This window comes from Neoroseomonas lacus (assembly GCF_014644535.1).
GTDB classification, from domain to species: Bacteria; Pseudomonadota; Alphaproteobacteria; order Acetobacterales; family Acetobacteraceae; genus Neoroseomonas; species Neoroseomonas lacus.
The window spans coordinates 57,020-82,489 of the sequence record NZ_BMKW01000016.1 but is presented as its reverse complement, the minus strand read 5'-3'; the positions used below and the strand labels follow the sequence as shown (position 1 = coordinate 82,489).

General features: G+C 69.3%; 23 protein-coding genes. 11 read left to right on the top strand and 12 right to left on the bottom strand.

Annotated elements, in window-relative coordinates:
* Window positions 1–3 precede the first annotated feature (3 nt).
* Window positions 4–3,165 (top strand): efflux RND transporter permease subunit, encoded by a 3,162-nt coding sequence (locus tag IEY36_RS26045; protein ID WP_188972457.1) that lies wholly within the window; start codon window positions 4–6, stop codon window positions 3,163–3,165.
* A gap of 77 nt (window positions 3,166–3,242) precedes the next feature.
* Window positions 3,243–3,575 (top strand): thioredoxin TrxA, encoded by a 333-nt coding sequence (gene trxA / locus IEY36_RS26040; RefSeq protein ID WP_188972455.1) that lies wholly within the window; start codon window positions 3,243–3,245, stop codon window positions 3,573–3,575.
* Between the two features lie 488 nt (window positions 3,576–4,063).
* Here trxA and IEY36_RS26035 read toward each other — a convergent pair whose 3' ends face one another.
* Both IEY36_RS26035 and IEY36_RS26030 read right to left on the bottom strand, forming a co-directional pair.
* Window positions 4,064–5,110 carry a glycosyltransferase family 4 protein gene (locus IEY36_RS26035; RefSeq protein ID WP_229681581.1) on the bottom strand — a complete coding sequence of 349 codons (1,047 nt, stop codon included), beginning with the start codon at window positions 5,108–5,110 and terminating at the stop codon, window positions 4,064–4,066.
* Window positions 5,111–5,133: 23 nt separating this feature from the next.
* Entirely contained in the window at window positions 5,134–5,943 is an 810-nt protein-coding gene (locus tag IEY36_RS26030) for a UDP-2,3-diacylglucosamine diphosphatase (protein ID WP_188972453.1), read from the bottom strand.
* Window positions 5,944–6,150: 207 nt separating this feature from the next.
* On the opposite strand from IEY36_RS26030, the gene IEY36_RS26025 reads away from it, so the two are divergent.
* The 5 genes from IEY36_RS26025 (at window position 6,151) to IEY36_RS26005 (ending at window position 10,351) form a co-directional block, all read left to right on the top strand.
* Entirely contained in the window at window positions 6,151–7,032 is an 882-nt protein-coding gene (locus IEY36_RS26025) for a diacylglycerol/lipid kinase family protein (RefSeq protein ID WP_229681580.1), read from the top strand.
* Between the two features lie 198 nt (window positions 7,033–7,230).
* Entirely contained in the window at window positions 7,231–7,599 is a 369-nt protein-coding gene (locus IEY36_RS26020) for a helix-turn-helix domain-containing protein (protein ID WP_188972451.1), read from the top strand.
* Complete coding sequence (locus tag IEY36_RS26015) at window positions 7,599–8,732, top strand: benzoate/H(+) symporter BenE family transporter (protein ID WP_188972448.1); 1,134 nt, start codon at window positions 7,599–7,601, stop codon at window positions 8,730–8,732. Before IEY36_RS26020 ends, IEY36_RS26015 begins: the two co-directional genes overlap by 1 nt.
* Window positions 8,720–9,304: a DUF2585 domain-containing protein gene (locus tag IEY36_RS26010; RefSeq protein ID WP_188972446.1), complete on the top strand. Its 585-nt coding sequence runs from the start codon at window positions 8,720–8,722 to the stop codon at window positions 9,302–9,304. Before IEY36_RS26015 ends, IEY36_RS26010 begins: the two co-directional genes overlap by 13 nt.
* A gap of 45 nt (window positions 9,305–9,349) precedes the next feature.
* Window positions 9,350–10,351: an NAD(P)-dependent oxidoreductase gene (locus IEY36_RS26005; RefSeq protein WP_188972444.1), complete on the top strand. Its 1,002-nt coding sequence runs from the start codon at window positions 9,350–9,352 to the stop codon at window positions 10,349–10,351.
* A gap of 9 nt (window positions 10,352–10,360) precedes the next feature.
* Here IEY36_RS26005 and IEY36_RS26000 read toward each other — a convergent pair whose 3' ends face one another.
* The 5 genes from IEY36_RS26000 to IEY36_RS25980 all read right to left on the bottom strand — a co-directional run bounded on the left by IEY36_RS26000 (window position 10,361) and on the right by IEY36_RS25980 (window position 15,386).
* Window positions 10,361–11,329, bottom strand: a complete 969-nt coding sequence (locus tag IEY36_RS26000) for a Bug family tripartite tricarboxylate transporter substrate binding protein (RefSeq protein WP_188972443.1) — start codon at window positions 11,327–11,329, stop codon at window positions 10,361–10,363.
* A gap of 45 nt (window positions 11,330–11,374) precedes the next feature.
* The gene (locus IEY36_RS25995; RefSeq protein WP_188972441.1) at window positions 11,375–12,871 is read right to left on the bottom strand and encodes a tripartite tricarboxylate transporter permease; all 1,497 of its coding nucleotides are present in this window, start codon (window positions 12,869–12,871) and stop codon (window positions 11,375–11,377) included.
* Window positions 12,871–13,401, bottom strand: coding sequence for a tripartite tricarboxylate transporter TctB family protein (locus tag IEY36_RS25990; protein WP_188972439.1), 531 nt, complete (start codon window positions 13,399–13,401; stop codon window positions 12,871–12,873). Before IEY36_RS25990 ends, IEY36_RS25995 begins: the two co-directional genes overlap by 1 nt.
* A 34-nt stretch (window positions 13,402–13,435) precedes the next feature.
* The gene (locus IEY36_RS25985; RefSeq protein ID WP_188972437.1) at window positions 13,436–14,461 is read right to left on the bottom strand and encodes a tripartite tricarboxylate transporter substrate binding protein; all 1,026 of its coding nucleotides are present in this window, start codon (window positions 14,459–14,461) and stop codon (window positions 13,436–13,438) included.
* 115 nt (window positions 14,462–14,576) lie between these two features.
* On the bottom strand, window positions 14,577–15,386 hold the full coding sequence (locus IEY36_RS25980; protein WP_188972435.1) for a GNAT family N-acetyltransferase: 810 nt from the start codon (window positions 15,384–15,386) through the stop codon (window positions 14,577–14,579).
* Window positions 15,387–15,461: 75 nt separating this feature from the next.
* On the opposite strand from IEY36_RS25980, the gene IEY36_RS25975 reads away from it, so the two are divergent.
* The 4 genes from IEY36_RS25975 (at window position 15,462) to IEY36_RS25960 (ending at window position 19,753) form a co-directional block, all read left to right on the top strand.
* On the top strand, window positions 15,462–16,478 hold the full coding sequence (locus tag IEY36_RS25975; protein ID WP_188972433.1) for a Gfo/Idh/MocA family protein: 1,017 nt from the start codon (window positions 15,462–15,464) through the stop codon (window positions 16,476–16,478).
* Complete coding sequence (locus IEY36_RS25970) at window positions 16,478–17,299, top strand: sugar phosphate isomerase/epimerase family protein (RefSeq protein WP_188972431.1); 822 nt, start codon at window positions 16,478–16,480, stop codon at window positions 17,297–17,299. Before IEY36_RS25975 ends, IEY36_RS25970 begins: the two co-directional genes overlap by 1 nt.
* Window positions 17,296–18,729, top strand: coding sequence for an enolase-like domain-containing protein (locus IEY36_RS25965; protein ID WP_188972429.1), 1,434 nt, complete (start codon window positions 17,296–17,298; stop codon window positions 18,727–18,729). The genes IEY36_RS25970 and IEY36_RS25965 overlap by 4 nt, the downstream gene beginning before the upstream one ends.
* Window positions 18,730–18,802: 73 nt before the next feature.
* A complete protein-coding gene (locus IEY36_RS25960) occupies window positions 18,803–19,753 on the top strand; it encodes an SMP-30/gluconolactonase/LRE family protein (RefSeq protein WP_188972427.1) in 951 nt (316 codons plus the stop codon).
* A gap of 15 nt (window positions 19,754–19,768) precedes the next feature.
* Here IEY36_RS25960 and IEY36_RS25955 read toward each other — a convergent pair whose 3' ends face one another.
* Genes IEY36_RS25955 through IEY36_RS25935 form a run of 5 tightly spaced genes read right to left on the bottom strand, consistent with a single transcriptional unit; the run spans window position 19,769 to window position 25,460 of the window.
* A complete protein-coding gene (locus IEY36_RS25955; protein ID WP_188972425.1) occupies window positions 19,769–20,896 on the bottom strand; it encodes an enolase C-terminal domain-like protein in 1,128 nt (375 codons plus the stop codon).
* Between the two features lie 22 nt (window positions 20,897–20,918).
* On the bottom strand, window positions 20,919–21,263 hold the full coding sequence (locus IEY36_RS25950) for an AtuA-related protein (protein WP_188972424.1): 345 nt from the start codon (window positions 21,261–21,263) through the stop codon (window positions 20,919–20,921).
* Entirely contained in the window at window positions 21,254–22,633 is a 1,380-nt protein-coding gene (locus tag IEY36_RS25945) for an acyclic terpene utilization AtuA family protein (protein WP_188972422.1), read from the bottom strand. The genes IEY36_RS25950 and IEY36_RS25945 overlap by 10 nt, the downstream gene beginning before the upstream one ends.
* Window positions 22,630–23,799, bottom strand: a complete 1,170-nt coding sequence (locus tag IEY36_RS25940) for a DegT/DnrJ/EryC1/StrS family aminotransferase (protein WP_188972420.1) — start codon at window positions 23,797–23,799, stop codon at window positions 22,630–22,632. The genes IEY36_RS25945 and IEY36_RS25940 overlap by 4 nt, the downstream gene beginning before the upstream one ends.
* Window positions 23,796–25,460 carry a Na/Pi cotransporter family protein gene (locus tag IEY36_RS25935; RefSeq protein WP_229681579.1) on the bottom strand — a complete coding sequence of 555 codons (1,665 nt, stop codon included), beginning with the start codon at window positions 25,458–25,460 and terminating at the stop codon, window positions 23,796–23,798. Before IEY36_RS25935 ends, IEY36_RS25940 begins: the two co-directional genes overlap by 4 nt.
* Window positions 25,461–25,470: the final 10 nt, after the last annotated feature.

The following is a 25,470-nucleotide window of genomic DNA, read 5'->3' as shown; positions in this document are numbered from 1 at the left end:
CCCATGATCAGCAAGGTATTCGTCGACCGGCCGCGGCTCGCGATCGTCATCGCCATCGTCATGACCATCGCCGGGCTGGTGGCACTGAGGCAGATCCCGGTCGCGCAGTTCCCCGACATCGTGCCGCCGCAGGTGACGGTGACGGCGAATTACCCGGGCGCCTCGGCCGAGGTGGTGGAGGCGACGGTCGCCCAGCCGATCGAGAGCCAGGTCAACGGCGTCGACAACATGATCTACATGCGGTCGACCAGCGGCAATGACGGCTCCTACACGCTGACCATCAGCTTCCGCGTCGGCACCGATCCCGACCAGAACACCACCAACGTCAACAACCGTGTGCAGCTGGCCCTCGCCCAGCTGCCCGAGGAAGTGCAGCGCCAGGGGCTTGCCGTGCGCAAGAAGTCCTCCGCGCTGCTGCAGGTGGTGACGCTGCGCTCGTCGACGGGCGCGCAGGACCCGCTGTTCATCTCGAACTACGCGACCATCAACGTGATGGACGTGCTAAAGCGCGTGCCGGGCGTCGGCGACGCCATCATGTTCGGCGCGCGCGACTATTCCATGCGCATCTGGTTCCAGACCGACCGGCTGACCGCGCTGAACCTGACGCCCGGCGACATCGTCAACGCCATCCGCGCGCAGAATCAGGTAGCGCCGCTCGGTCGCGTCGGCGCGCAGCCGGCCAGCACCGACACGTCGTACCAGCTCAACATCCGCACCACCGGCCGTCTCGAAAGCGCCGACCAATTCGGCAACATCGTGGTGCGCGCCAATCCCGACGGCTCGGTGCTGCGGGTGCGCGACGTGGCGCGCATCGAGCTCGGCGCATGGAACGAGGATGTCGGCACCAGGCTGAACGGGCAGGATGCGATCGGCATCCAGATCTACCTCGCCCCCGGTGCCAATGCAGTCGGCACCGCCGACGGCGTGGCACGGGCGATGAGCGACCTCGCCTCGCGATTCCCCGAGGGCCTCGAATACGCGGTGGTCTACGACACCACCACCTTCGTGAAGCTGACCATCGATGAGGTCATCAAGACCCTGATCGAGGCCTTCGTGCTGGTGGTGCTGGTCGTCTTCCTGTTCCTCGGTTCGATCCGCGCGACGATCATCCCGCTGATCGCCGTCCCGGTCAGCCTGATCGCGACCTTCGTCGTGCTGAACGCGATGGGGTATTCGGCCAACACCGTCTCGCTGCTGGCGATGGTGCTCGCCATCGGCATCGTGGTGGACGACGCCATCGTGGTGGTCGAGGCGGTCGAGGCGACGATGGAGGCCGACCACACGCTTTCGGTGAAGGACGCCACCAAGAAGGCGATGGACGGCATCACCGCGCCGATCATCGCCATCACCCTGGTGTTGCTGTCCGTCTTCGTGCCGCTCGCCTTCATTCCTGGCATCTCGGGCGAGTTGTTCCGCCAGTTCGCGGTCACCGTCTCGGTCGGCATGTTCTTCTCGGCGATCAACGCGCTGACGCTCTCCCCGGCGTTGTGCGGCGTGTTGCTGCAGCCGCATCATGGGCCGAAGAAGGGCATCATGGGCCGCATCTCGCGCGGCATCGACTGGGTGCGGGACGGCTATGCCGGCATCGTCGCGCGGCTCGTGCGCGTGGCGATCGTCTCGATCGCGCTGCTCGCGCTGTTCATGGGCGGCATCGTCGGTGTCGGCAGCATCACGCCGACCGGCTTCCTGCCGCAGGAGGACCAGGGCGCCTTCTTCGTTGAGATCCGCCTGCCGGAGGGGGCCTCGCTCAACCGCACGCTCGATGTCGCGAAGCAGGTCGAGGAGGCCGCGCGCAATATGCATGGCGTGCGCGACGTCATCACCATCACCGGCTACTCCATGCTGAACGGCCTGGCGCAGTCGAACTCGGCCTTCCTCATCCTGACGCTGGAACCCTTCGAGGAACGCACGACGCCGTCGCTCAGCGTGAACGGGCTGATCGCCACGGTGGCACGCGAGACGGCCGGCGTGCCGGCGCTGATCATTCCCTTCAACCTGCCACCGATCATCGGCCTCGGTACCTCGGGCGGCTTCGAGTTCCAGTTGCAGAACCTCGAAGGCCGGCCGGTCGGCGAAATGGCGGCGGCGATGCGCGCCCTGGTGCTCGCCGCCAACCAGGACCCGGCGCTGACGCGCGTCTTCTCGACCTTCGCCGCGAACAACCCCTCGGTGTTCCTCGACATCGACCGCGACCGGGCGCAGGTGCTCGGCGTGTCGCTCAACGACATCTTCCAGGGGCTCTCGGCCGCGATGGGCGGGGCCTATGTCAACGACTTCAACCTGTTCGGCCGCACCTGGAAGGTCAGCCTGCAGGCGGAGCTGCTCGATCGCGACGGCATCCCCGACATCTATCGCGTCAACATCCGCAACCGCGACGGGGAGATGATCCCGCTGCGCGCCCTCGCTGAGGCACGCATCGAGCTCGGGCCGCAATCCATCATCCGCTACAACAACGTGCGCAGCCTGACGATCAATGGCGAGCCGGCGGCGGGACGGTCCTCGGGCGACGGCCTGGCGGCGATGGAACGTGTCGCGCGGAATACGCTCCCGCGGGGCTATTCCTTCGAATGGACGGGCACCGCCTTCCAGGAAAAGGCGGCGTCGGGCCAGACCGGCACCATCCTGGTGCTCGCCGTGCTGTTCGCCTTCCTGTTCCTGGTCGGGCTGTACGAATCCTGGACCATCCCGGTGCCGGTGCTGCTGTCGGTCTCGGTCGGCGTGCTCGGCGCGATGATCGCCATCGGGCCATCGGGGCTGGCGCTCGACCTCTATGCCCAGGTCGGCATCGTCGTGCTGATCGCGCTCGCCGCGAAAAACGGCATCCTGATCATCGAGTTCGCCAAGGACGAACGCGAGAACCAGGGCAAGTCGATCCAGGAAGCGGCGATCCAGGGGGCGAAGTTGCGCTTCCGCGCGGTGATGATGACCTCCTTCGCCTTCATCCTCGGCCTCTATCCGCTGGTGACCGCCTCAGGCGCCTCCGAGATCAGCCGTCGTGCCGTCGGCACCCCGGTCTTCTGGGGCATGCTGGCGGCGTCCTCCCTCGGGATCTTCATGATCCCAATGCTTTACACAGTGTTCCAATCCGTCCGCGAGCGCATCAAGGCGAAGTTATTCCGGCAGGAGCCGGCGTCGCCCGACAGTCACTCCGCCCCCCCTGCTTGACCCGGTGGCCCCGGCACCCGATTTCTGTCACAACCCGGGGGCCGGCGGCCCCCAAACCGAATGATGGAGACCCCCCGATGGGTGACAACACCAAGCCCGTCTCCGACGATACCTTCAAGCAGGACGTGCTTGAGGCGCCGGGGCCGGTGCTCGTGGATTTCTGGGCGGAATGGTGCGGCCCCTGCCGCATGGTCGGCCCGATCCTCGACGAAATCGCCGAGGAGATGGCCGGCAAGCTGACCATCGCGAAGGTCAACATCGACGAAAACCCGATGACGCCAACCGAATATGCGGTGCGCGGCATCCCGACGATGATCCTGTTCAAGGACGGCAAGCCAGTCGAAACCAAGGTCGGCGCGATGCCGAAGGGCGCGCTGAAGTCGTGGATTTCGGGCGCGATCGGGGCGTGACGGGAGGCCGGATGGGCGCTGCCGCTCCGGCGTGACGGAAGGTCGAGGGGCCTCGCCCCTCGAACACCGCGGCAGTAAACTCAGTTTGAATCATTCGTGAAGATCGAGGGGCGCCGCCCCTCGAGCACCCCGGCAGGAAACTCAGTTTCCTGCACCTTCGCTCGATTTCTACGAAATCGTGAGGGCGCACAGGGGCCGTGGCCGGCGTTCCCCGTGCCAGACACCACAGATGGCATTCCAGGGAGAACGACCCTCTGGAAGCCGATATTTGGTGTCTGGCATGACAGCCGGGATCGGCGCCACGAATCTTCCCCGGTCCGACGCGATCCGAGTACCCGGAAACAAACCGTCTCCTCGGGTGCCAACTATCGGTTTCCAAAGGCCTTTAGGCCATTGGTGGAGGAGGTCCAAAAGGGGGCAAGACCCTCTCCGGTTCCGCCGCCGGACGGCAATATCCGCGCGCGAATGGGCCAGCGCCCCTCCAACCTTCAGCCAGCCACGACCGGCACCAGCGCCGCCCTGAACTGCGCCGCGCAGGCCTCCCAGGACCACGCCTCGGCGTGGCTCCGGCAGGCGGTGCGGTCACCCTCCAACGCTCGCAGGCCGGCGGCGCGCAGATCCTCGTCCAATGCGCCAATGCGTGGATCGGTGATCACATCCAATGGCCCCGTCACCGGAAAGGCCGCGACCGGCGTGCCCGAGGCCAGCGCCTCCAGCAGCACCAGGCCGAAGGTGTCGGTGCGAGAGGGGAACACGAAGACATCCGCCCCGGCATAGGAGCGCGCCAACTTGCCATTGTCGCGATAGCCGGTGAAATGCGCGGACGGAAAGCGCTTCTGCAGCCCTTCGCGCGCCGGCCCGTCGCCGACCACGACCTTGGTGCCAGGCAGGTCGAGGGCCAGGAAGGCCTCGATGTTCTTCTCCACCGCGACACGCCCGGCATAGAGGAAGACCGGGCGCTGCAAGCCCTCCCACGGCTCGCGCGGCTCGGGGCGGAAGCGGGCGAGGTCCACCCCGCGCGTCCAGGCGCGCACCTTGGTGAAGCCGCGCCGCGCCAGTTCCTCGCGCAGCGACCGCGTCGCCGCGAAGGTGCCGGCGCCGGCTTGGTGGAAGCGGCGCATCATCGCCCAGGACCAAGCCACGGGAATGCGCGTTCGCGCATGCAGGTATTCAGGAAAGCGTGTGTGGAAGGCGGTGGTGAAGGGCCAGCCGCGCTTGCGGCACAGTGACCGCATCGCCCAGCCAAGCGGGCCTTCCGTCGCGATGTGCACGACCTCCGGCTTGAAGGCATCGACCAGCTTGCGCAACCGCCGCCCCGGTGCGATCGCCAGGCGGATTTCCGCATAGCCCGGCATGGGGACGTTCACGAAGCGGTCGGGGCCGATCACCTCGACGGTGTCGCCGCCGGCGCGCAGTTGCTCGGTGACGATCGACATGGTGCGGACCACGCCATTCACCTGCGGGAACCAGGCATCGGAGACGATCAGGATGCGCAGCGGCGCCCGATGCGCGCCGATGCAATCGGCGGCCTGCATGGCCCCGGCATCATCCATCGGCATCAGGCCGCCGTCGCGGTGGCGGCGGCGCGACGCGGGGAGCGGGCGAAAGACAGGCGGTTCTCGCGCACCCAGTCCACCAGTTCGAAGCGGCCATCTGCGTGTTCGACCAGCGCGGTGCAGCTTTCCACCCAGTCGCCGTCGTTCATGTAGAGCACGCCCTGCACGGTGCGCATCTCGGCGTGGTGGATGTGGCCGCAGATCACGCCATCCATGCCGCGGCGCTTGGCTTCATTGGCCAGGGCGGATTCGAAGCGGTCGATCGCCTTCACCGCTTCCTTGACCTGGCGCTTGAGCCACTGCGACAGCGACCAGTAGGGGTAGCCGAAGCGCCGCCGCGCCGCGTTGAACCAGCGGTTCATCGTCAGCGCCCAGTCATAGGCCCAGTCGCCGAGGTGGGCGATCACCTTGGCGTAGCGGATGACGCCGTCGAACTCGTCGCCGTGAATGACGAGGAAGCGGCGGCCGTCGGCGGCCTCGTGCTCGGCCTCGCGCATTAGCTTGATGCCGGCGATCTCGAGGCCCAGCCAGTCGCGGAACATCTCGTCATGGTTGCCGGGGATGTAGATGACCTCGGTGCCGTGCCGCGCCATGCGCAGCACCAGGCGGATCACCTCGTCATGGTCGGCGTCCCAGTACCAGGACTTCTTGAGCCGCCAACCATCGACGATGTCGCCCACGAGGTAGAGGCGCTCGCATTCGACCTTCTTGAGGAAATCCACCAGGAAGTCGCTGCGGCTGCCCTTGGTGCCGAGATGGACATCCGACAGGAAGATACTGCGATAGCGGCGGCGGGGGCTGGCTTCGTGCATCCGACTCAGTCTCCGGAGCGCCACCGGGTTTCCACGCGAATCCCGGCGGCGTGCTGCAGATGCGCCGGGCGATACCGTGCCATGCGGCATGCGCGCGTGAATCTTGAATGAAGGGTGCATCGGAAGCGGCTGCGAATGCGCCATGTCATGCGAGGGTCTCGGCAGCGACGCCGAATCGTCATCGTCGCGCTGCCAGAAGCCCGCTTCATGCCGACGCGCATGCTCATCGTCTTCAATCCCGCCGCCGGGGCGCGCCGTCGCCGCCGGCTCCTGGCCGCGCTCGACCTGATGCGCGGCGTCGGGCTGCGGCCGGAGGTGGCGGACACCGCGCGCCGCGGCCACGCCGTCGAACTTGCGCGCGATGCCGCACGGTGTGGCGTGCCCATCGTGGTGGCGGCCGGTGGCGATGGCACGATCGCCGAGGTCGCCGACGGCCTGGCCGGGTCGGATACCGCGCTCGGCGTGCTGCCGCTCGGCACCGCGAATGTGCTGGCGCTGGAACTCGGCATCCCGCGCGCGCCGGCGCAGGCGGCCGCGGTACTGGCGATGGGGCGCACCGCGCTGCTGCATCCTGGACTCGCGCGCCATGCCGATGGGCGGGAGTTGCTGTTCGTGCAAATGCTCGGCGCCGGCTTCGACGCGGCGGTGGTGCATAATCTCTCGACCCCGCTCAAGCGCGCCATCGGCAAGGGCGCCTATGTCTGGCAGACCCTGCGCGAGATGCCGCGCTACAGCTTCGCCCCGATCCGCGCGGTGATCGACGGGCGGGTCGAGGATGCGGCGAGCGTCATCGTCAGCAAGGGGCGGCTCTATGCCGGGCGTTTCCTGCTCGCGCCCGGGGCGGATCCGCGGCTGGAGGGCTTCCACGTCGCGCTGTTCCGCGATGCGGGGGTGGTGGCGGCGATGCGCTACGGCGCGGCCCTGCCGCTCGGCCTGCTGCCGCGGCTGCGCGGGGTGGACATCATGGTTGGGCAGGAAGTGCGGCTCGATGGTGCCGGCTGCCCCGCCCAGGCCGATGGCGACGCGGCCGGCTGCCTGCCGGTGACGATCGCGGCGGCGCCGCGGCCAATGCGCATCGTGGTGCCGTAGCGCGCGCCATTGTTTGCTCGGCGCAGGCCCGCAGCACCCCCACCCGGCCATCCGGGTGGCTGGGTGGGGCGCGGGCCGGCGCGGTTTCAGCGAAAGCGACATCGCCGGGCGCCGGCGAGCCCTGCCCTTGCCGAGCCGGGGCCGGATCGCCCACAAGCTTCCGATGCGCCGCCCCTCCCCGCTCCGGCCACGCCCCGCATGACGCCCTTCGGCGCCAGGCTGCGGGTGCTGCGCGAGCAGCGCGGCGTCACGCTGAAGGACCTCGCGGCGGCGCTGCAGGTCTCGGCGGCGTATCTTTCCGCGCTGGAACACGGCAGACGCGGCCGGCCCTCGGCCGGGCTGGTGCATCAGGTGAACGAGTATTTCGGATTGATCTGGGATGACGCAGAGGAACTGGCGCGGCTCGCGCGGCAATCACACCCACGGGTGGTGCTCGACACGGCGGGACTCGACCCGGCGGTGACCGACTTCGCCAACCGGCTGGCGCGCGACATTCGCCAGATGACGCCCGAGGTCGCGACGCGCATGGCCGCGGTGCTCGACACGCTGCCGAAGGGGCGACGCTGATGCAGGCGGTCTCGGCCGGGCTGCTCGCCGGCTTCGTGGGGTTTGCCTCCTCCTTCGCCGTGGTCTTGCAGGGGCTCGTGGCGGTCGGGGCAAGCCCGGCCCAGGCGGCTTCGGGGCTGATGGCGCTGTCGGTCGCGATGGGGCTGGCGGGCATCGTGCTGTCGCTGCGGCTGCGGTTGCCGATCTCGGTGGCCTGGTCGACGCCCGGGGCGGCGCTGCTGGCGGCGACGGCGGCCCCGGCGGGCGGCTTCGCCGAGGCGGTGGGTGCCTTCCTGGTCTGCGGCGCGCTGCTGACCCTCGCCGGGCTGTGGAAGCCGCTGGGGCGTGCCGTGGCGGCGATCCCGGCGCCGCTCGCCAATGCGATGCTGGCGGGTATCCTGTTCACGCTGTGCCTCGCGCCGGTGCGCGCGGTGGCGGAACAGCCGGTGGCAGGCCTCGGCATCGTGCTGGCCTGGGCGGTGATGGCACGCATCAACCGGTTGCTGGCGGTGCCGGCGGCGGTGCTGGTGGCGGTCGCGGTGATCGCGACTGTCGCGCCGCTGCCGATGGCCGGCTGGATGCCGCAGGCGGCCTTCGTGCTGCCGGCCTTCTCGGTCGCGGCGCTGACCGGCATCGCGCTGCCGCTGTTTATCGTGACCATGGCCTCGCAGAACATCCCGGGTCTCGCGGTGCTGTCGGCGAACGGGTACCGGCCGGAAGCGGGGCCGCTGTTCACCACGACGGGGCTGTTCAGCCTGGTCGGCGCGCCCTTCGGCGGGCATGCGGTGAACCTCGCGGCGATCACCGCGGCGCTGTGCGCCGGGGAAGGCGCGGGGCCCGACCCGGCGCGGCGCTGGGTGGCGGCGGTGGTTGCGGGGGCGGTCTATGTCGTGTTCGGGCTGCTGGCGGGGGCGGTGACGGCCTTTGTCGCCTCGGCGCCGCCGGTGCTGATCCAGGCGGTGGCGGGGCTCGCGCTGCTGGGGCCGTTCGGCGGCGCGATGCTGGGTGCGGTCTACGCGCCGCAGGGGCGCGAGGCGGCGCTGGTCTGCTTCGTCGTCACCGCATCGGGTGTTGCCTTCCTCGGCATCGGCGGTGCCTTCTGGGGGCTTCTGGCGGGGGGCGCGATGATGATGCTGGCTCGGTGGCGCGCTTGAACCGGCGCTGGTGGCCCTGGGCCGCGATCATCGGCATCCTCGCCGCCGTCGCCGGCGCGGAATACGCGCTGGGGCGCGTGCCGATCTGCACCTGCGGCTATGTCAGCCTGTGGCATGGCGATGTGTGGTCCTCGGGCAATTCGCAGCACATGATGGACTGGTACACGCTGTCGCACCTGGCGCATGGCTTCGTCTTCTACGCCGTGCTGCGCTGGCTGTTGCCGGGGGTCAGCGTGCCCTGGCGTGCCGTGGTGGCGATGCTGCTGGAGGGCGGGTGGGAGGTGCTGGAGAACACGGCGCTCATCATCGACCGCTACCGCGAGGTAACCGCCTCGCTCGACTATTATGGCGACAGCATCATCAATTCCTTCGGCGATGGCGTGGCGATGCTGGTGGGCTTCTTCCTCGCCGCGCGGCTGCCGGTGCTGGCCTCGATCCTCATCGTGATCGGCATGGAGCTTCTCGCCGCCTGGGTGATCCGCGACAACCTCGCGCTGAACATCGTGATGCTGGTCTGGCCGCTCGAGGCGGTGCGCGAGTGGCAGGTGCAGGGCATGCCCTCGACCCGCTGACGCCGCGGGGCCATCATCGCGGGCAAGAAACCGGAGGAAGCCACCATGCTGCGCGTGTTCCTGGCGCATACGCCCGAAATGTTCGTCGGCTATTACGGGGATCGCGCGCTCGCCGCCCTGCGGCAACATGCCGAAGTGGTGCGCAATCCCGGCACCACGGTACTGACCGGCGCCGCCCTGGCCGAGGCCGCGCGCGGCTGCCAGGCGATCGTCGCCGACCGCGCGACACCGGGCAACGCGCAAACGTTTGCCGCCGCGCCGGACCTTGTCGCCTTCCTGCGCGTCGCGGTGGATATCAGCACGATCGACGTGCCCGCGGCGAGTGCGGCGGGCGTGCTGGTGACGCGCGCCACGCCCGGCTTCGTCGACAGCGTCACGGAAGTCGGGATCGGCTTCATTGTCGACCTGGCGCGCGACCTGTCGGGCTATATCCAGGCCTATCGCCGTGGCGAGGAGCCGCAGGGGAGGATGGGGTTGCAGCTTTCCGCTGCGACGCTCGGCATCGTAGGCTATGGGCGGATCGCGCGGCGGCTGGCGGAGGTGGCGCTCGCGCTGGGCATGCGCGTGCTGGTGTCGGATCCTTATGCCAGTGTCGAGGATCCGCGCATCGCCAAGCGCGACTTCGCCGATGTGCTGGCCGAGGCGGACATCGTCGTCTGCCTCGCCATCTCCAGCCCCGAGACGCGCGACCTGTTCGACGCAGCCGCCTTCGCGCGGATGAAGCGTGGCGCGCGCTTCATCAACCTCTCGCGCGGGGAGTTGGTGGATGAGCGCGCGCTGGAAGCCGCCCTCGACAGCGGGCAGCTTTCCGGTGCGGCGATGGATGTCGGCCGCGCGGCGGACCAGCGGCCATCGGCGTTTCTCGCGCGGCGACCGGATGTGATCGCCGCACCGCATATCGCCGGCATGACGCCTGAGGCGATGGAGCACCAGGCGATGGACACAGTGCAGCAGATCGCCGCCCTCGCCCGCGGCGAGATGCCGGAAAACGCGGTGAATGCACCGGCCGCGCATCGCCTGGCGCGGATCGGCGTGCGGCCGGACTGAGCGGGGCGGCTATCCGGCCGCCAGACCAGCGCGGCGCACCACGTCACGCCAGCGCGCCGTCTCGGTCTCGATGGTGGTGGTCAGCCCGTCGCGGCTGCTGGCTTCCACCAGGAAGCCGGTGGCGGCCAGGCGCTGCGCGACATCCGGCGTGCGCAGTGCCGCCGTCACCGCGTCATGGATGCGTGTGGCGAGCGGTTCGGCCATGCCGCGCGGCGCGACGATGCTGTGCCACGACCCCGAGGTGAAATCGGGCAGACCGGCTTCCACCATCGTCGGCACCTCAGGCAGCAGCGGGTGGCGGGTGCGGCCGCCCACGGCGATCGCGCGCAGCCGCCCGGCCTGCACCTGCGGCACCACCGTCGCCATGTTGAGCAGCGCGAGCTGCAAGGTGCCGCCGACGAGATCGGTCGTCGCCGCGCCGCCGCCCGGATATGGCACATGCGTCATCTCGGTGCCGGTAACCTGCTTGAACAATTCCATGCCGAGATGCTCCGAGGAGCCGATGCCGGAACTGCCGTAGGACGCCTTGTCGGGATTGGCGCGCAGCCAGGCGATCAGCTCCTGCAGGTTGTTGGCGGGGACGGAGGGGTTCACCACCATCAGGTTCGACGCGCTGATTGCCACGGTGATGGGCGTGAAGTCGCCGATCGGGTCATAACCGGCGCGGGCGAGCAGCAGCGGATTGATGGTCATGATTCCGCTGGCGGCAATAAACAGGGTCGCGCCGTCCGCCGGCTGGCGCGCGACATATTGCGCGGCGACGGCGCCATTCGCGCCGGTGCGGTTCTCCACCACGAAGGGTTGGCCAAGCCGCGCATTGAGCTGCTGGGCGAGGGTGCGCGCCAGGATGTCGGACGGCCCGCCAGGCACGTAGGGCACGACGATGGTGGTCGGCCGCGTCGGCCAGGGGGACTGCGCGCGGACGGCAGGCGCCACGCCCAGCGATGCGGCGGCAAACAACAGGCTGCGACGGTTCATGCTGATTCTCCGGGTGTTGGACCCGGAGAAGCAAGGGCCGTGCCGTCAGGCCACCGCCCGTTTGCGGCGGAAGATTCCGCTCAGCCCCGGGATCGACCAAGCCGCCGCCAACAGCGTCAGCGCGCAGAGCCCCATGCTGATCGGCCGGGTGAAGAAGGGCGTGAGGTCGCCACCCGACAGCACCAGCCCGCGCAGCAGGTTCTTGTCGAGCAGATCCCCCAGCACGATACCGAGCACCAGCGGCGCCATTGGGAAGCGAAACTCCCGCAGTACGAAGCCGAGCAGCCCGGCGCCCAGCATCACCCAGATGTCGAACAGCCGCGAGGTGATGGCGAAGGCGCCGACGGTGCACAGCACGAAGACAATCGGCATCAGCCGCGAGCGCGGGATCAGCAATATCCACAGCAGCGGCCGCACCAGCACCAGGCCGTAGAACATCTTCACCATGTCGGCGACCACCAGCATGGCGACGATCTGGTAGATGAATTCCGGCGCGGTGATTGCCAGCATCGGCCCGGGGTTGAGGCCGTGGATCATCATCGCCGCCATCAGCACGGCCGCCGGTGCGGAACCGGGGACGGCCAGCGTAAGGACCGGGATGATGGCGCCGGGGACGCAGGCGCTCTCGCCGGTCTCGGCGGCCATCAGGCCCTCGATGCTGCCCTTGCCGTATTTCTCGCGCTCCTTGCTGGCGCGCTTGGCGGCGGCGTAGGAGGTCCAGGCGGCTATGTCCTCGCCGAGGCCCGGCATGGCACCGATGAAGGTGCCGAGCGCACCGGAGCGCAGGATGGTCTTCCAGTACTGCGTCACATCGCGGATGCGCGGGATCACGCTGTCGATCTTGCTCGACACCGCTTTCACCGCCGGGCCGCGCATGGCGGACAGCACCTCCGCCACGCCGAACACGCCGACCAGCACGGGCAGCAGACCAAGCCCGCCGGCGAGGTCGCCATTGCCGAAGGCGAAGCGTGGGTAGGCGTGGTTGGTCTCCTGCCCGATCGTCGCGACGAACAGGCCGATGAAGCCGGCGATATAGCCCTTCAGCGCGTCCCCACCAGACAGCGACCCGGCGATGACGATGCCGAACAGCGCCACCCAGAACATTTCGTACGAGCCGAACTGCAGCGCGAATTCCCCGAAGGACGGCGCGAAGAGCGCGAGAATCAGCGTGCCGAACAGCGTGCCGAACCACGACCCGGTGGTGGAGATTCCCATCGCCCGCCCGGCGAGGCCCTGTCGTGCGAGCGGAAAGCCATCGAGCGTCGAGGCCGCCGAGGCCGGTGTTCCCGGTATATTCAGCAGGATCGCGCTGCGCGACCCACCATAGATGGCGCCGACATAGACGCAGATCAGCACCAGCATGGCCTTGTCCGGCCCCATGCCGAAGGTCAGCGTGGTCAGCAGGGCGACGCCCATCGTCGCGGTCAGGCCGGGCAGCGCGCCGATGATGATGCCGATCAGCGTCGCCCAAAGGGCGTGGAATATCGCGCCGCCGCCGAGCACATGGGCGAAGCCGCCGGCCAGATTGTTCAAGGCATCCATCAGGGCAGCCGCAGCAGAAAGAGTTTCTCGAAGACCAGCATCACCGCCACCCCCGTGCCGATGCCGATCAGCGCGGCCTCGATGATGCGGCGCACGCGGCCCTGCTTGCCCAGATCCCATTCGAAGGCGGAGGTGAAGGCGAAGACGAAGAGCGCGGAGGCGAGCCAGAAGGGCACCCGGCCAACCATGCCGCCGGCATAGACCAGGCCGAGCGCCGCCGCCGTGGTGAGCTGCCGGCGATCGGCCGCATTGCCTGTCGCGGCGCCACGCACCACCCAGCCGCCACGCCCGATCGCGCGCAACCCGAGCGCCACCGAAAGCAACGACAGCACCGCACCGTAGAAGCCGGGCACGATGCCCGGCGCCGTCAGGCCGGTGCCCGATTGTTCGATGAAGCGCGGCATCTGCCAGGCCTGCGCCACGATGGCGACACCGAGCGCGAACAACACCGCCGCGGTGATGAGATCGGCCCGCGGCGAGGTGGGCGCCTTCTCCCCATCGAAGGGGGAGGCCGCGTCCACGTCGCTCATGCGCGCGCCACGTGATGGAGGCCGGGCCGAGGCATCAAAGCCGCGCGATGCCGACGGTGTCCGGGCTCACCCGCGCCTTGCCGCCGTCGAAATACAGCCAGGCGGTCTGGCGCACCATCTTCCACGCCTCGTCATAAGCCTGCTGGCCATAGAGCGGCGTGAACAGCGCCGCGCGCGACGTGGCGTAGTCCTTCAGACGCTGCGAGTTGGCGATGGTGTCGCGCCAGATCGTCGTCATGGTCTGCACCACCGGCTCCGGCACGCCCTTGGGCGACCAGATGCCGAAATAGTTGAGCGGCGCGGGCATGTTCGGCACCCAGCGGCGCACCGACGGGATCTCGATGGCCGGGCTGCTGCCCTGGGCGGCGAGCGTCACCGGGTTGTCCGACTGCACGGCGAGCGGGATCAGCCGGCGGGCGCGGATCATCTCGGCGGCTTCGACCAGCAGCATGGCACCGAGCGGCGTCTCGCCCGACACGGTCGCGATCATGGCGGGGTTGCCGCCGTCATAGGTGGCGTGGCGGTATTGCATGCCGGGCGAAGCGGCGCGCAGCGCCTCCAGCATGTTGTGCCCGGCGGAGGAGACGCCCGCGGTGGCGACGCCGATGCCCTGGCCACGCGTCTTGAGCGCCTCGAAGGCCGCGCCAAAGTCGCGGAAGCCGGCCTGCGGATTGGCGACCAGCACGTTCACATTGGCCACGGCGAAGAACAGGTTCCAATCCGACAGCGCGGTGTCGAGCAGGCCGAGCACCTTGTAGCAGCCGACATCGACGGCCGCGCCGGCGGCCCAGGTCAGGCCATCCTTCGGCGCTTCCAGCGCGTTGCGTGTGCCGATCGAACCCGAGGCGCCGGGCTGGTTCACCACCACCACGCGCTGGCCGAGCGGCGCTTCCAGCTCGGCGGCGACGATGCGCGCCATCTGGTCGGTCGAACCGCCGGCGGCCCAGGGGACGATGATCGTCACCGGGCGATCCGGCCGCCAGGCAGCGCCCTGGGCGCGCAACGTGACGGGGGCGGCGATACTGGCGGCAGTGGCAGCGAGAAGATGCCTGCGGAGCATGTCTTCGACCTTTCCTTCGTTCCCGCGCCGCGTTTGCCGCGGCGTCGTCGATCAGTAACCTGTCAGTTACCGACGATGGTGCGGCGCCCCAGGCGGCGGCGTCAAGCCAGGGACTTCAGCCGAATTCCGGGCCGGCCACGGCCGCGATCAGCGCCGGCTCGCCCGGCGTGTCGTCCCCGAGCGCCATGCGCGTGAACGGCCGCAGCACCTCGCCGCCACGCCGGGAAAGCCAATCGGCGAGGCCCGGCCGCGCATTAGGCAGGTCCAGCACGGCCGAGCCGGGCAGCGCGTTGCGCGCGGCGGCGATCAGCCCGCGCGCGGTAATATCGTCCGCCGCGACGACGGGGCCGATCTGCGGGCCACGCGCTCCGTCGCGGGCGATGGCAAAGCCGCTGCCATCCTCGGCGATGAAGGCGGCCTGCGGCAGCCGCGCCGCGACATCGTGCAGCAACGCGGCACGCGGCGCCCCGAAGGCGGCGGTGTCGAGCGCGAGCACCGCCGGCCAATCGCTGTCACGCAGCCGGCGCACACCGGGCGCGCTCGGCAAGGGATGCGGCAGTGACCAGCGCGCAAAACCCCACAGTTCGCGAAAGCCGAGTTGGCGATAGACCGGCTGGCCCGCCGGTGTGGCATCGAGCGCCGCGCAGCTTGTGCCGCACAGGCTCTCGACGGCCCAGCGCATCAGCGCGGTGGCGTAGCCGCGCCGGCGCTGGTCGGGCCGCACCAGCACCATCGAGATCCAGGCGAGATCCTCGCCATACCGAATGAAGGCCGCCGTCGCGACGAGCGCCTCCTGCCCGTCATCGATCGCCAGCGCCGCACCCTCGCGCAGGAATAGCGACCAGTCGCGCTCCACCTGGTTCCAGCCGATCAGGCGGGAGAGGGCGGCGGCGCGTGGCAGGTCGGCCTCGGTCATCGGACGCATGGGCGGATGCGACGATGCGGTGACGCGGGCGTCAAGTGCTTGACGCGCAGGCGCGATGACGGCCCACTTCGCGCCATGAGCGATCCTCGCCTGCTGCTGATCGGCTGCGGCGCCTTTGGGCGCGTCCATCTCGCAGCCTTGCGCCGGCTTGGCGTCGCGGCGATGGCCTTCGATGCGGATGAGGCGACTGCCACCGCGACCGGCCTGCCGGTGGCCGCCAGCATCGAAGCCGGCCTCGATGCCTGCGACGCGGCGATCGTGGTGACGCCGGTGCCGACGCATGTGCCGGTGGCGACGACCGTGCTGCGGGCCGGGCGCGACCTGTTCCTGGAGAAGCCTGCGACGGAGACGGCGGCCGAGGCGGCGGCCCTCGCCGACCTTGCCGGGCAGATGGGCTGCATCGCGCAGGTCGGGCTGTATTTCCGCTTCCATCCGAAGGCGATCGCACTGCGGCGCATGGTGGCGGCGGGCGAGTTCGGCGCGCTGCATTACCTGGCGGCGCGGTTCTCCGGCCTGAAGCGCGCGCGCGGCGATTCCGGCGCGCTGCTGAATGACGCGGTGCATTTCGCCGACCTGCTACCGTGGATCGCCGGCGAGGCACCGCATCGCATCTTCGCCACGCTGTCCGACCCGCTGCGGCGTGGGCGTGAGGATCTGGCGGTGATCCAGATGATGTTTCCCTCCGGCCTGACGGCGATGATCGAGGCCGGCTGCGTGCTGCCCGGCCGCTGGCCCGATGCGGTGGTGCCGGGTGCGGAGACGCGCAAGGAGGTCCTGGTCGCAGGGCATGACGCGTTGGCCGAGGTGGATTTCGCCGCCGAGAGTTTCGCACTGCGTCGTGGCACGCATGTGCCGGGTGAGAATGGTGCCTGGCTGCCGCGGCACGCGGCGCGCGAGGATGTCGCGATCCCGGCGGCGGATCCGGTCGAGGTCGTCGCCGCCGAACTCGCCGCCTTCATCGAGGCGCTGCGCAGCCGGCGTGCGCCGGAAGCCGGGCTGCGTTCCGGTGCGGTCGCCCCAGGTCGCATTTTGGATGCCGCGCGGCGTTCCGCGCAGCAAGCGCGCGTGGTCGCGTTGGAGGAACTCGCGTGATGCGTATCAGCCTGTGCAACGAGGTCGTGCGCGACCTGCCCTTCGAGGCGCAATGCGTCCTCGCGGCATCGCTCGGCTATGATGGGCTGGAAGTCGCACCCTTCACGCTGGATGCCAAGGCGCCGCATCTGCTGCCGGCCTCGCGCCGCGTGGCGCTGCGCCGGGCGGCAAGCGAGGCGGGCACCGCGATCACCTCCTTGCACTGGTTACTGGTCGTGCCTGCTGGGTTGTCGATCACCAGTGCCGATCCCACGCGGCGCGCCACGACGCTCGATGTCATGGAGCGGCTGGTGGGTCTCGCCGCCGATCTTGGCGCGACGCTGCTGGTGCACGGCTCGCCGGGCCAGCGGCGCGTGGAGGCTGACGGCGATGCGGCCCGCGCCGAGGAAGCGATGGCGAAGGCGGGTGAGGCCGCTGCGCGGCATGGTGTCACATACTGCGTCGAACCGCTCGATCCGGGTCAGACCAACTGGTGCACTAGCGTTGCCGACGGCGCAGCGGTGGTCGAGCGCATCGGCAATCCGGCGCTGCGGACGATGCTCGACACCTGTTCGGCTGGGAATGGCGAGAGTGAGAGTGTCGTCGCGCTACTCGAGCGCTTCATCCCGACCGGCGCGATCGCGCATGTGCATTTCAACGATCGCAACAGGCGCGGGCCGGGACAGGGGACGGATCGCTTCGGGCCGATCCTCACGGCGTTGAAGCGCACCGGCTACAGCGGCTTCGCGGCGGTCGAACCCTTCGACTATGTGCCGGATGGGCCGACCAGCGCGGCGCGCGCCATCGGCTATCTCCGCGCCCTGGAGGAGACCATCGCATGACCGCGCCCCGGTTCCGGTTGCTGGAGACGCACTGCTTCGAATGGCCGTTCAAGCTGCGCATGCCGTTCCGCTTCGGCGTGATCACTGTGACGCAGGGGCGCCAAGCGGTGGTCCGCGCGCGCATCGTGCTGGAGGACGGCCGCGAGCAGTGGGGCGTGGCGGCCGAGACGCTGGCGGCGAAGTGGTTCGACAAGGACCCGCGCTGGTCCGATGCGCAGAATGAGGACCAGCTGCGCCGCGCGTTGGAGATCGCCTGCGACGCGACGATGGCGGCCGGCGCCAATACCGCCTTCGGGCATTACGCGGATGCCTATGCCGCGCATGTCGCCGCCTGCGGTGCCGAGGGGCTGAACCCGCTCGTCTCCGCCTATGGCCGTGCGCTGCTCGACCGCGCGATGTTGGACGCGTTACTGAAGGCGAAAGGGATTTCCTTCGCCGCAGGGCTGCGCGCCAATATCGGCGGCATGGCAGCGCATGCGGTGGTGCCGGATCTCGCCGGGTATGATCTCGGCGCGATGCTGGCGTCGTTGACGCCGGCGCGGCGGATGCATGCGCGCCACACGGTCGGGCTGGTGGATCCGATCACCGCCGCCGACCAGGTCGAGCGGGTCAATGATGGTCTGCCGGAGACGGTCGAAGAGGTCGTCGCCACCTATCGCCACAGTTGGTGGAAGCTCAAGGTCGGCGGCAATGTCGCGGCGGATGTGGACCGGCTGTGCCGCATCGCCTCGGTGCTCGACCGGCTGCACGGCTATCACGTCTCGCTCGACGGCAATGAACAGTATGAGGATGCCGAGGGCGTGCTGGCGCTGTGGCGGGCGATGCAGGCGGAACCGCGCCTCGCCCGCCTGAATGCGTCGATCGCCTTCATCGAACAGCCGGTGAAGCGGGCGCGCGCGTTGGACGGTGCGATGGGCGCGCTCGCCGCCGCGCGGCCGGTGATCGTGGATGAAAGCGACGGGCCGCTCGATGCCTTCGTGCAGGCCAAGGCGCTCGGCTACACCGGCATTTCGTCGAAGGCATGCAAGGGAGTGTGGCGGTCGTTGGTGAACCTCGCCCGCTGTCGCGCGTGGAATGCGACGGAAGCCGAGCCGCGCTACTTCATGAGCGCGGAGGATCTGACGACGCTCGCCGGCGTCTGCGTGCAGCAGGACCTGGCGTTGGTCAGCGCCATGGGCCTCGTGCATGTCGAGCGCAACGGGCACCATTTCGTCGATGGCTTTGCCGGCCGCCCGAAGGCCGAGGCGGTGCGGTTCATGGAAGCCTATCCCGACCTCTATGCGGACACGCCGCATGGGCCGCGACTGGCGATCCGCGAGGGCATGCTCGAACTCGGCGCGGTGGTCGATGCCAAGGGCCTCGGCGCCGCCATCGAACCCGACACCGCTGCGATGGACCACATGCCCAAGGCCGCTTGGCCACCCATCTGATACCGCAGGTTGAGTGGAGCGGCGTGCCGGGCCATGCTGCGGCCCGACGCGTAACGAAGGGGGAAACCACACCATGACCGACGACGCACGCTGGCAGCCGAGCGAACGCTACCCCGACCCCTCGATCGTCGCGCTCGACCTGTCCTTCAAGCGCTATCACCTGCCACTGTCTGCGGTGGAGCGGCTGTATCACGGCACGCGCTGGGGCGAGGGGCCAGTCTGGCTTGGCGATGCGCGCTGCCTGCTGTGGTCCGACATCCCCAACAACCGCGTGTTGAAATGGGAGGAGGAGACGGGCGCCGTCTCCGCCTGGCGCAAGCCATCCAACAACGCCAATGGCCATACGCGCGACCGCCAGGGCCGCATCATCGCCTGCGAGCATCTCGGCCGCCGCGTGGTGCGCTTCGAGTATGACGGGTCGATCACCGTCCTCGCGGACAGCTACGAGGGCAAGCGGCTGAACAGCCCGAATGATGTGGTGGTGAAGTCCGACGGGTCGGTCTGGTTCACCGATCCGCCCTTCGGCATTCTCGGTTGGTATGAAGGCGAGAAGCACACGCCGGAACTCCCGCCGACCAATGTCTATCGCATCGATGGCCAGAGCGGCGAGATCACCTGCGTCGCCGATGACATCGACCATCCGAACGGCCTCGCCTTCAGCCCAGATGAGAGCATTCTCTATATCATCGAGAGCCGATCCGAACCGCGCAACATCCTCGCCTATGACGTGAATGGCGCGACGCTGCGCCGCCGCGGCACCTTCGTCGCGTGCCAGCCCGGCGAGACGCCGGACGGCTTCCGCGTCGACATCGACGGCAATCTGTGGTGCGGCTGGGGCATGACGGCCGCCTTCGATGGCGTGCGCATCTACAACAAGGCCGGCGCGCCGATCGGGCATGTCCATCTGCCGGAGCGCTGCGCGAATCTCTGCTTCGGTGGACGGCACCGCAATCGGCTGTTCATGGCCGCGGCGCAGTCGCTGTATAGCCTCTATGTCGGGACGCAGGGCGTCGCCGGCGGGTGAACCCTCCGCGTCCCCTCAGCCGGCGAGCGGGATGCTGATGCGCCGCACCGCATCTTCATCCACCTCGACGCCGAGGCCCGGGCCGGTGGGGACGATCGTCTCGCCGGCCTCGATGCGGATCGGGGTGCGCAGGATCTCGACGCCCATCACGAAGGTCGAGGTGTAGAACTCCGCGCCCAGCGCGATGTTCGGCGTCGCCGCCACCAGATGCAGCCCGGCGGCGATGGCGAGCCCGCCCTCGAACATGGTGCCGCCATAGGCGGTGATGCCGGCCGCCTCGGCGATGCCTGCCACCTCGCGCGCACGGAAGATGCCGCCGCTCTTCATGATCTTCACGCTGACCAGGTCGGCAAAGCGGTCGCGCACCAACTCGATGGCATCGATCGGGTCGAAGACGCTTTCATCGGCCATGATCGGCGTGTCGAGCGCGCGCGTAATCTCCGCCATCGCCGCGCGCTGGTGGCGCTTGACCGGTTGCTCGATGAAGGTGGGGTTGAAGCTCTCCATCTCGCGCAGTTGGCGGATGGCATCCCAGGGGTCGAGACCCTGATTGTAGTCGATGCGGATGTCGGCGTCGGCAGGCAGCACCTCGCGCAGCCGCGAGAGCCGGCGCATATCCTCGGCATGCGAGGTGAAGCCGGTCTTCACCTTGAAGATGTTGACGCCGTGGGAGGCGATGACGCCGCGCGCGAAGTCGAGGTCCTCCTCGAAATCCGGATTGGCGATCGAGACGCTGAGCGGCACGCGGGCCCGGTGGCAGCCACCGAGCAACTGCCAGACGGGCGTGCCGAGCCGCTTGCCGGTGATGTCGAGCAGCGCCATCTCCACCGCGGCCTTCGCCTCGGTGTGGCCAGTGACGGCCTTGTCCATCGCGCGCAGCAGGCTCGCCACCCGCATCGGGTCGGCGCCGATCAGCACCGGCCTGAGGTATCGCGCGATCGCAGTGGCATTGCCTTCCGCGGTGCCGGTGAAGACCGCCCAGGGTGCCGCCTCGCCCCAGCCGGTGATGCCGCCATCGGTGTCGATGCGCAGAATGACGCCGGGCATCGAAACATCGATGTCGCCGACCCCGTGGCGCCGCTTCATCCGCAGCGGCCAGTTCACCAGATGGACGGTGATGTCGGTGATGCAAAGGTCGCCCATGACGGTATCCTGTTCCCCGTGATCAGGCCCGAGCGACGGCAGACGGCGGCACCCGCACGGTCAGGCCAAGCAGCCTGAAGGACAGGCTCTTGCCATGCCCATCCAGGTTCAGCGAGCCGTTCACCCCGCCTTCCAGCACGTCGTCGATGACGAAGTTGAAAGCGTGCATCAGCGGCAGGTCGTAGCGCATGCAACGCGTCGCCCCGCGATGCGCGAACAGCGCGAGCACCCGCGCTTCCGTCACCTGCTCCGCCAGCAGCGGATACAGCGCCGGGTCGTAAGGCATCAACGACATGTTGCCGCGATTGCCCTTGTCACCCGCTCGGGAATGCGCGACCGCGTGCAGCGGCACCTCGATCAATTCCATGACCGCGCCTCCAGCACGCGAACCTCGGTGGGCACCATTGCGCGCGGCACCAGGAAGGACCGCGTCAGGATGCGCGGCGTCACGCGCCAACGCGCACCGGACGTCCCCGCCGTGCCGCAGCACAGCATCGCCAACGCCTCGCGCGCCGCCTGGTCGGCATCGTCGCGCGACGCGCTTTCGACGGCGAGGCGGATGCGGATCTCGGGTGGTTCCGGCCCGTCATAGGAGCGCCACAGTGCGCCATCATCGGAATCATGCACGGCGCTGATGCCGATCAGATCCGCCCGCGCGCGTCGGCCGAGACCGCGCTGCTTCACCCGCTGCAACAACACATCCGCCGTCGCGCGCGCCCGCGCCAGGCTGTTCGGCCCGGCGACCGAGACCTCGCCCTCGCCGAGCCAGGACCCTTCATAGCAGGCCGTCACCTTCAGCCGGTCCGGCCGCGCATGGCCACGCACGCCCGACAACGCAACACGGTCGGCGCCCGCCGGCGCCAGCGTCACGCCAGTGATGTCCATGGTGACATCGGGCGTCAGATAGGCGGCGGGGTCGTGCAATTCGTACAGCAACTGTTCCTTCACGCTGCGCAAATCCACCGCGCCGCCGGTATCCTCGGCCTTGGTCACCAGCAGGCCGCCGTCGCGCGACACCTCGGCGATCGGGAAGCCGATATTCGCCGGGTCGGGAATGTCCTTGAAGCCGGGATCCCAGAACACGCCGCCGGTCACCTGCGAGCCGCATTCCAGCAGATGCCCGCAGGCCGCACCCAAGGCGAGATTGTTCCAGTCATTCTCGGCCCAACCGAAGTGATGCATCAGCGGCGCGATGGCCAGCGACGGGTCCGATGTACGCCCGGCGACCACGACCTGCGCACCCCGCGCCAGCGCCTCGGCGAGCGGTGCGGCGCCGATATAGGCATTGGCCGACACGAGCGCCCAGGACGACATGTCGAGCCCGGCATCCGCTTCATGCGGCATCAGGCTGTCGAGGTCGATGCTGCCCGACACATCATCGCCAGTGACCACGCCGATGCGCAGGTCGGGAATGCCGAGCCGCCGCGCCAGCCTCGCGACGCAGCGCGCCGCCGCGACCGGGTTGGCCGCGCCGAAATTGCCGAGGATCGGGATCCCCGCCCGCGCGCAATTCACCAGGATCGGTTCCAGCAGCCGTTCGAGCATCGGCTCGTAGCCCGCTTCCGGATCGCGCCGCTTCTCGATCTGTGCCAGCGCGATGGTGCGCTCCGCCAGGCATTCGAAGAACATCGCGGCCGGCAGGCCGCGCTTGACCAGCGTGCGCACCACCGGGATCGGCGCATCGACGCGATCGCCGGAGAAGCCGGCCCCATTGCCGACGAGGAAGAGGTCACTCATGCACAGCATTCCTTCAGCGCGGCGGCCAGCGCCGGCAGGTCGGCATCATCCAAGGCGATCGGGTTCACCGCCAGCAAGCCGCGGCGGATGCGGGACGCATCGAGATGCACCGGCGGATTGCGCATTCGCAAGGCAACATCGGCGCGCTCGGCCGCCTCGCGATCGGCGAAGGCGATCTCCAGCAACGTCAGGCCGGGCTTCGCGCGATCCGGCGTGAGCGTGGCCCGCGGCACGGCCGGTTGCAGCGCCGCCAGCCGCGCCATCCAGCGTGCCGTTCGCGCCCCCTGGCCTTCCGCGACGAAGCGCCGCAGCGCGGTGACCAGCCCGACGATCTCCTCCTTCCCCACCTTCGCGACGCGGCCGATCCCGTGATGCGGCAGGTAGCGAAGCTGGTTCAACGGCGCGAATTCCATCGGCGCGACGAACTGCGATTCCGGCAGGTCGAGATCCAGCATCTGAATCAGCGCGCTGCTCACCAGGTCGCCCCGACCGGCCAGGATACCCGAGGCCTGCGGCCCGCCGATCGCCTTGCCGCCCGAGAAGCAGACGAGGTCCGCCCCTTCGGTGATGAAGCGATGCAGATTCTCCGCCGGCGGCAATTGCGCCGCGGCATCGACCAGCACGGGCACGCCGCGCGCCCGGGCGACGCGCACCACCTCGGACAGCGACGGTTCGGCAGCCGCGCCGGCGAGGTGGAACACCGCGGCCGTGCGCGACGTGATCGCCTCGGCAAGTTCACCCGCGCTGGCATCGCGCACGCCGGGGCCGGAGAGGCGATCGGGAATGCCGACCTCGACGATCACGCCGCCGGCGATGCGCAGCGCGCGGTCATACATGTTGCGCTGGCTGCGGCTGACGATGAATTCGTTCGCCACGTCGGCGCTGTCCGGCAGCCGGTTCATCACGGCCGGGTCGAGCCGCGCGATGCAGGCGGCGGCGCCGAGCATCAGCGCGGCGGCGGCACCGGCGGTGACGATGCCCGCCTCCGCACCAGTGGCATCGACGATGGCGCGCGAGGCGGCCGCCTGGATGTCGTGCATCTCGACGCAGCCACGCGCGGCGGCGGCCATGGCGTCGGTCACCTCCTTCGCCATCAGCCCGCCGCCGAGCCGCGTATTGGTGCCATAGGCATTGATGATGCGCCGGGCGCCCAACCAATCGCTCATGCCGGGGAAAGCCCATCCTCGGCATCGGTCAGACGGCTTGGCCGCAGCGCGCCGATGCGTTCCAGCAGCGGATGCGCCGTCGCCGCGAGATGGCCGCCGACGCGCTTGAGGTCGCGCACCACCTCCAGCAACACGCCCTGGGTCGCGATGGCGCCGGGTTCTGTCGCCAGTGAGAAGCAGTGCGCCACCTCGGCCTCCTCGATGCGCATACGCTCCTTCTCCTCGATCAATTGACGCGCGGCGGCGACGTCTTCGCGCATGAAGGCGGCGATGGCGAGTTGCAGCTGTTCCAGCCCGCGCGCATGCATCGATTGTATGGCATCCATCATGCCGTCATCCAGCCGTACGCCTTCCTTCGCCCATTTCGCGGCGACGCGCGCCAGGCTGCGATCGAGCACGTCGCCCGCGCTTTCAAGATGCAGTGCAAAGGCGCGGATCTCGGCGACGCGGCGCTGTTCCTCCTGCCCCAGCAGATCCGTGCTCAGGCCAGCCAGGTAGACCTGCACGGCGCGGTTCAGCCGGTCCACCACCTCATTCAACCGGGCGACGCGTTTGCCGAGGTCGCGATCCTCGGTGCGGAAGCCTGTGGCGATGGCGCGCAGCATTTCCTCCAGCGCATCGGCCTGGCGCAGCGCCTCGCGTTCCGCATTGGCCAAGGCGACCGGCGGCGATTGCAGCGCCGACGCGTCCAGATAGCGCGGCGCCGCCGGGTCGCCCGTGCTGCCGGCCTCCGGCAGCATGCGTTCCAGCAGCCGCGCGAAGGCGGGCAGCAGCGGCAGCGCGGCCAGCGCCAGCACGACGTTGAAGGCGAGATGCGCATTGGCGACGAACCGCGCCGGCGAGGGATCGAGCCGTACCATCACCTCGGTGACCCAGGGCAGCGCAGCCAGCACCAGAATGCCGCCAACCACCCGGTTCACCAGATTGCCGATCGGCACGCGCATGCGCGCCCATTCGCTGCGGTCGCCTTCCAGCAACGGATTGACCGCGCTACCGATATTGGCGCCGACCACCATGGCGAGCGCCGCCTCCGGCCCGATCACGCCGGCGGCATGCAGGGAGGCGACGAACAACACCGCCGCCACCGAGGCATGCATCGCCCAGGCGATGATGGCAGCGATCAGCAGGTTCGGCAGCGGCATGTCCGCCACCGCCGAGAGCACCGCGCGCAGGGCAGGCGATGTCTCCACCGGCGCCATGACGGCGACCATCATGTGCAACGCCAGCAGCATCAGCCCGAGCCCGATGCTCGCACGGCCGAGGTCGCGCCGGCGCGTATGCTCGCTGCTGCGGAAGGCGACGACGCCCACCAGGATCAGCAACGGTGACAGTGCCGAGACATCGAAGGACAGCACCTGCACGATCAGCGCCGTGCCGACATTGGCGCCAAGCATCGCCGCCAGCCCCGGCACCAGCGCCACCGCCCCGCCGGCGCAGAACGACGTGACCATGAAGGCCGTCGCCGTGCTGCTCTGCAGCAGCGCTGTCACGCCGAGCCCGGCCGCGAAGCCGCGACGGCGATTGGCGAGGCCGACGCCGAGCCGTTGCCGCAGCCGGCTGCCATAGGCCCGCATGATGCCGCTCTGCACCATGTGCAGCCCCCACAGCAGCAGCGCGGCATAGCCGGCAAGTTCGAACAGCAACCAGGCCTCGGCCATCATGATCCTTCCG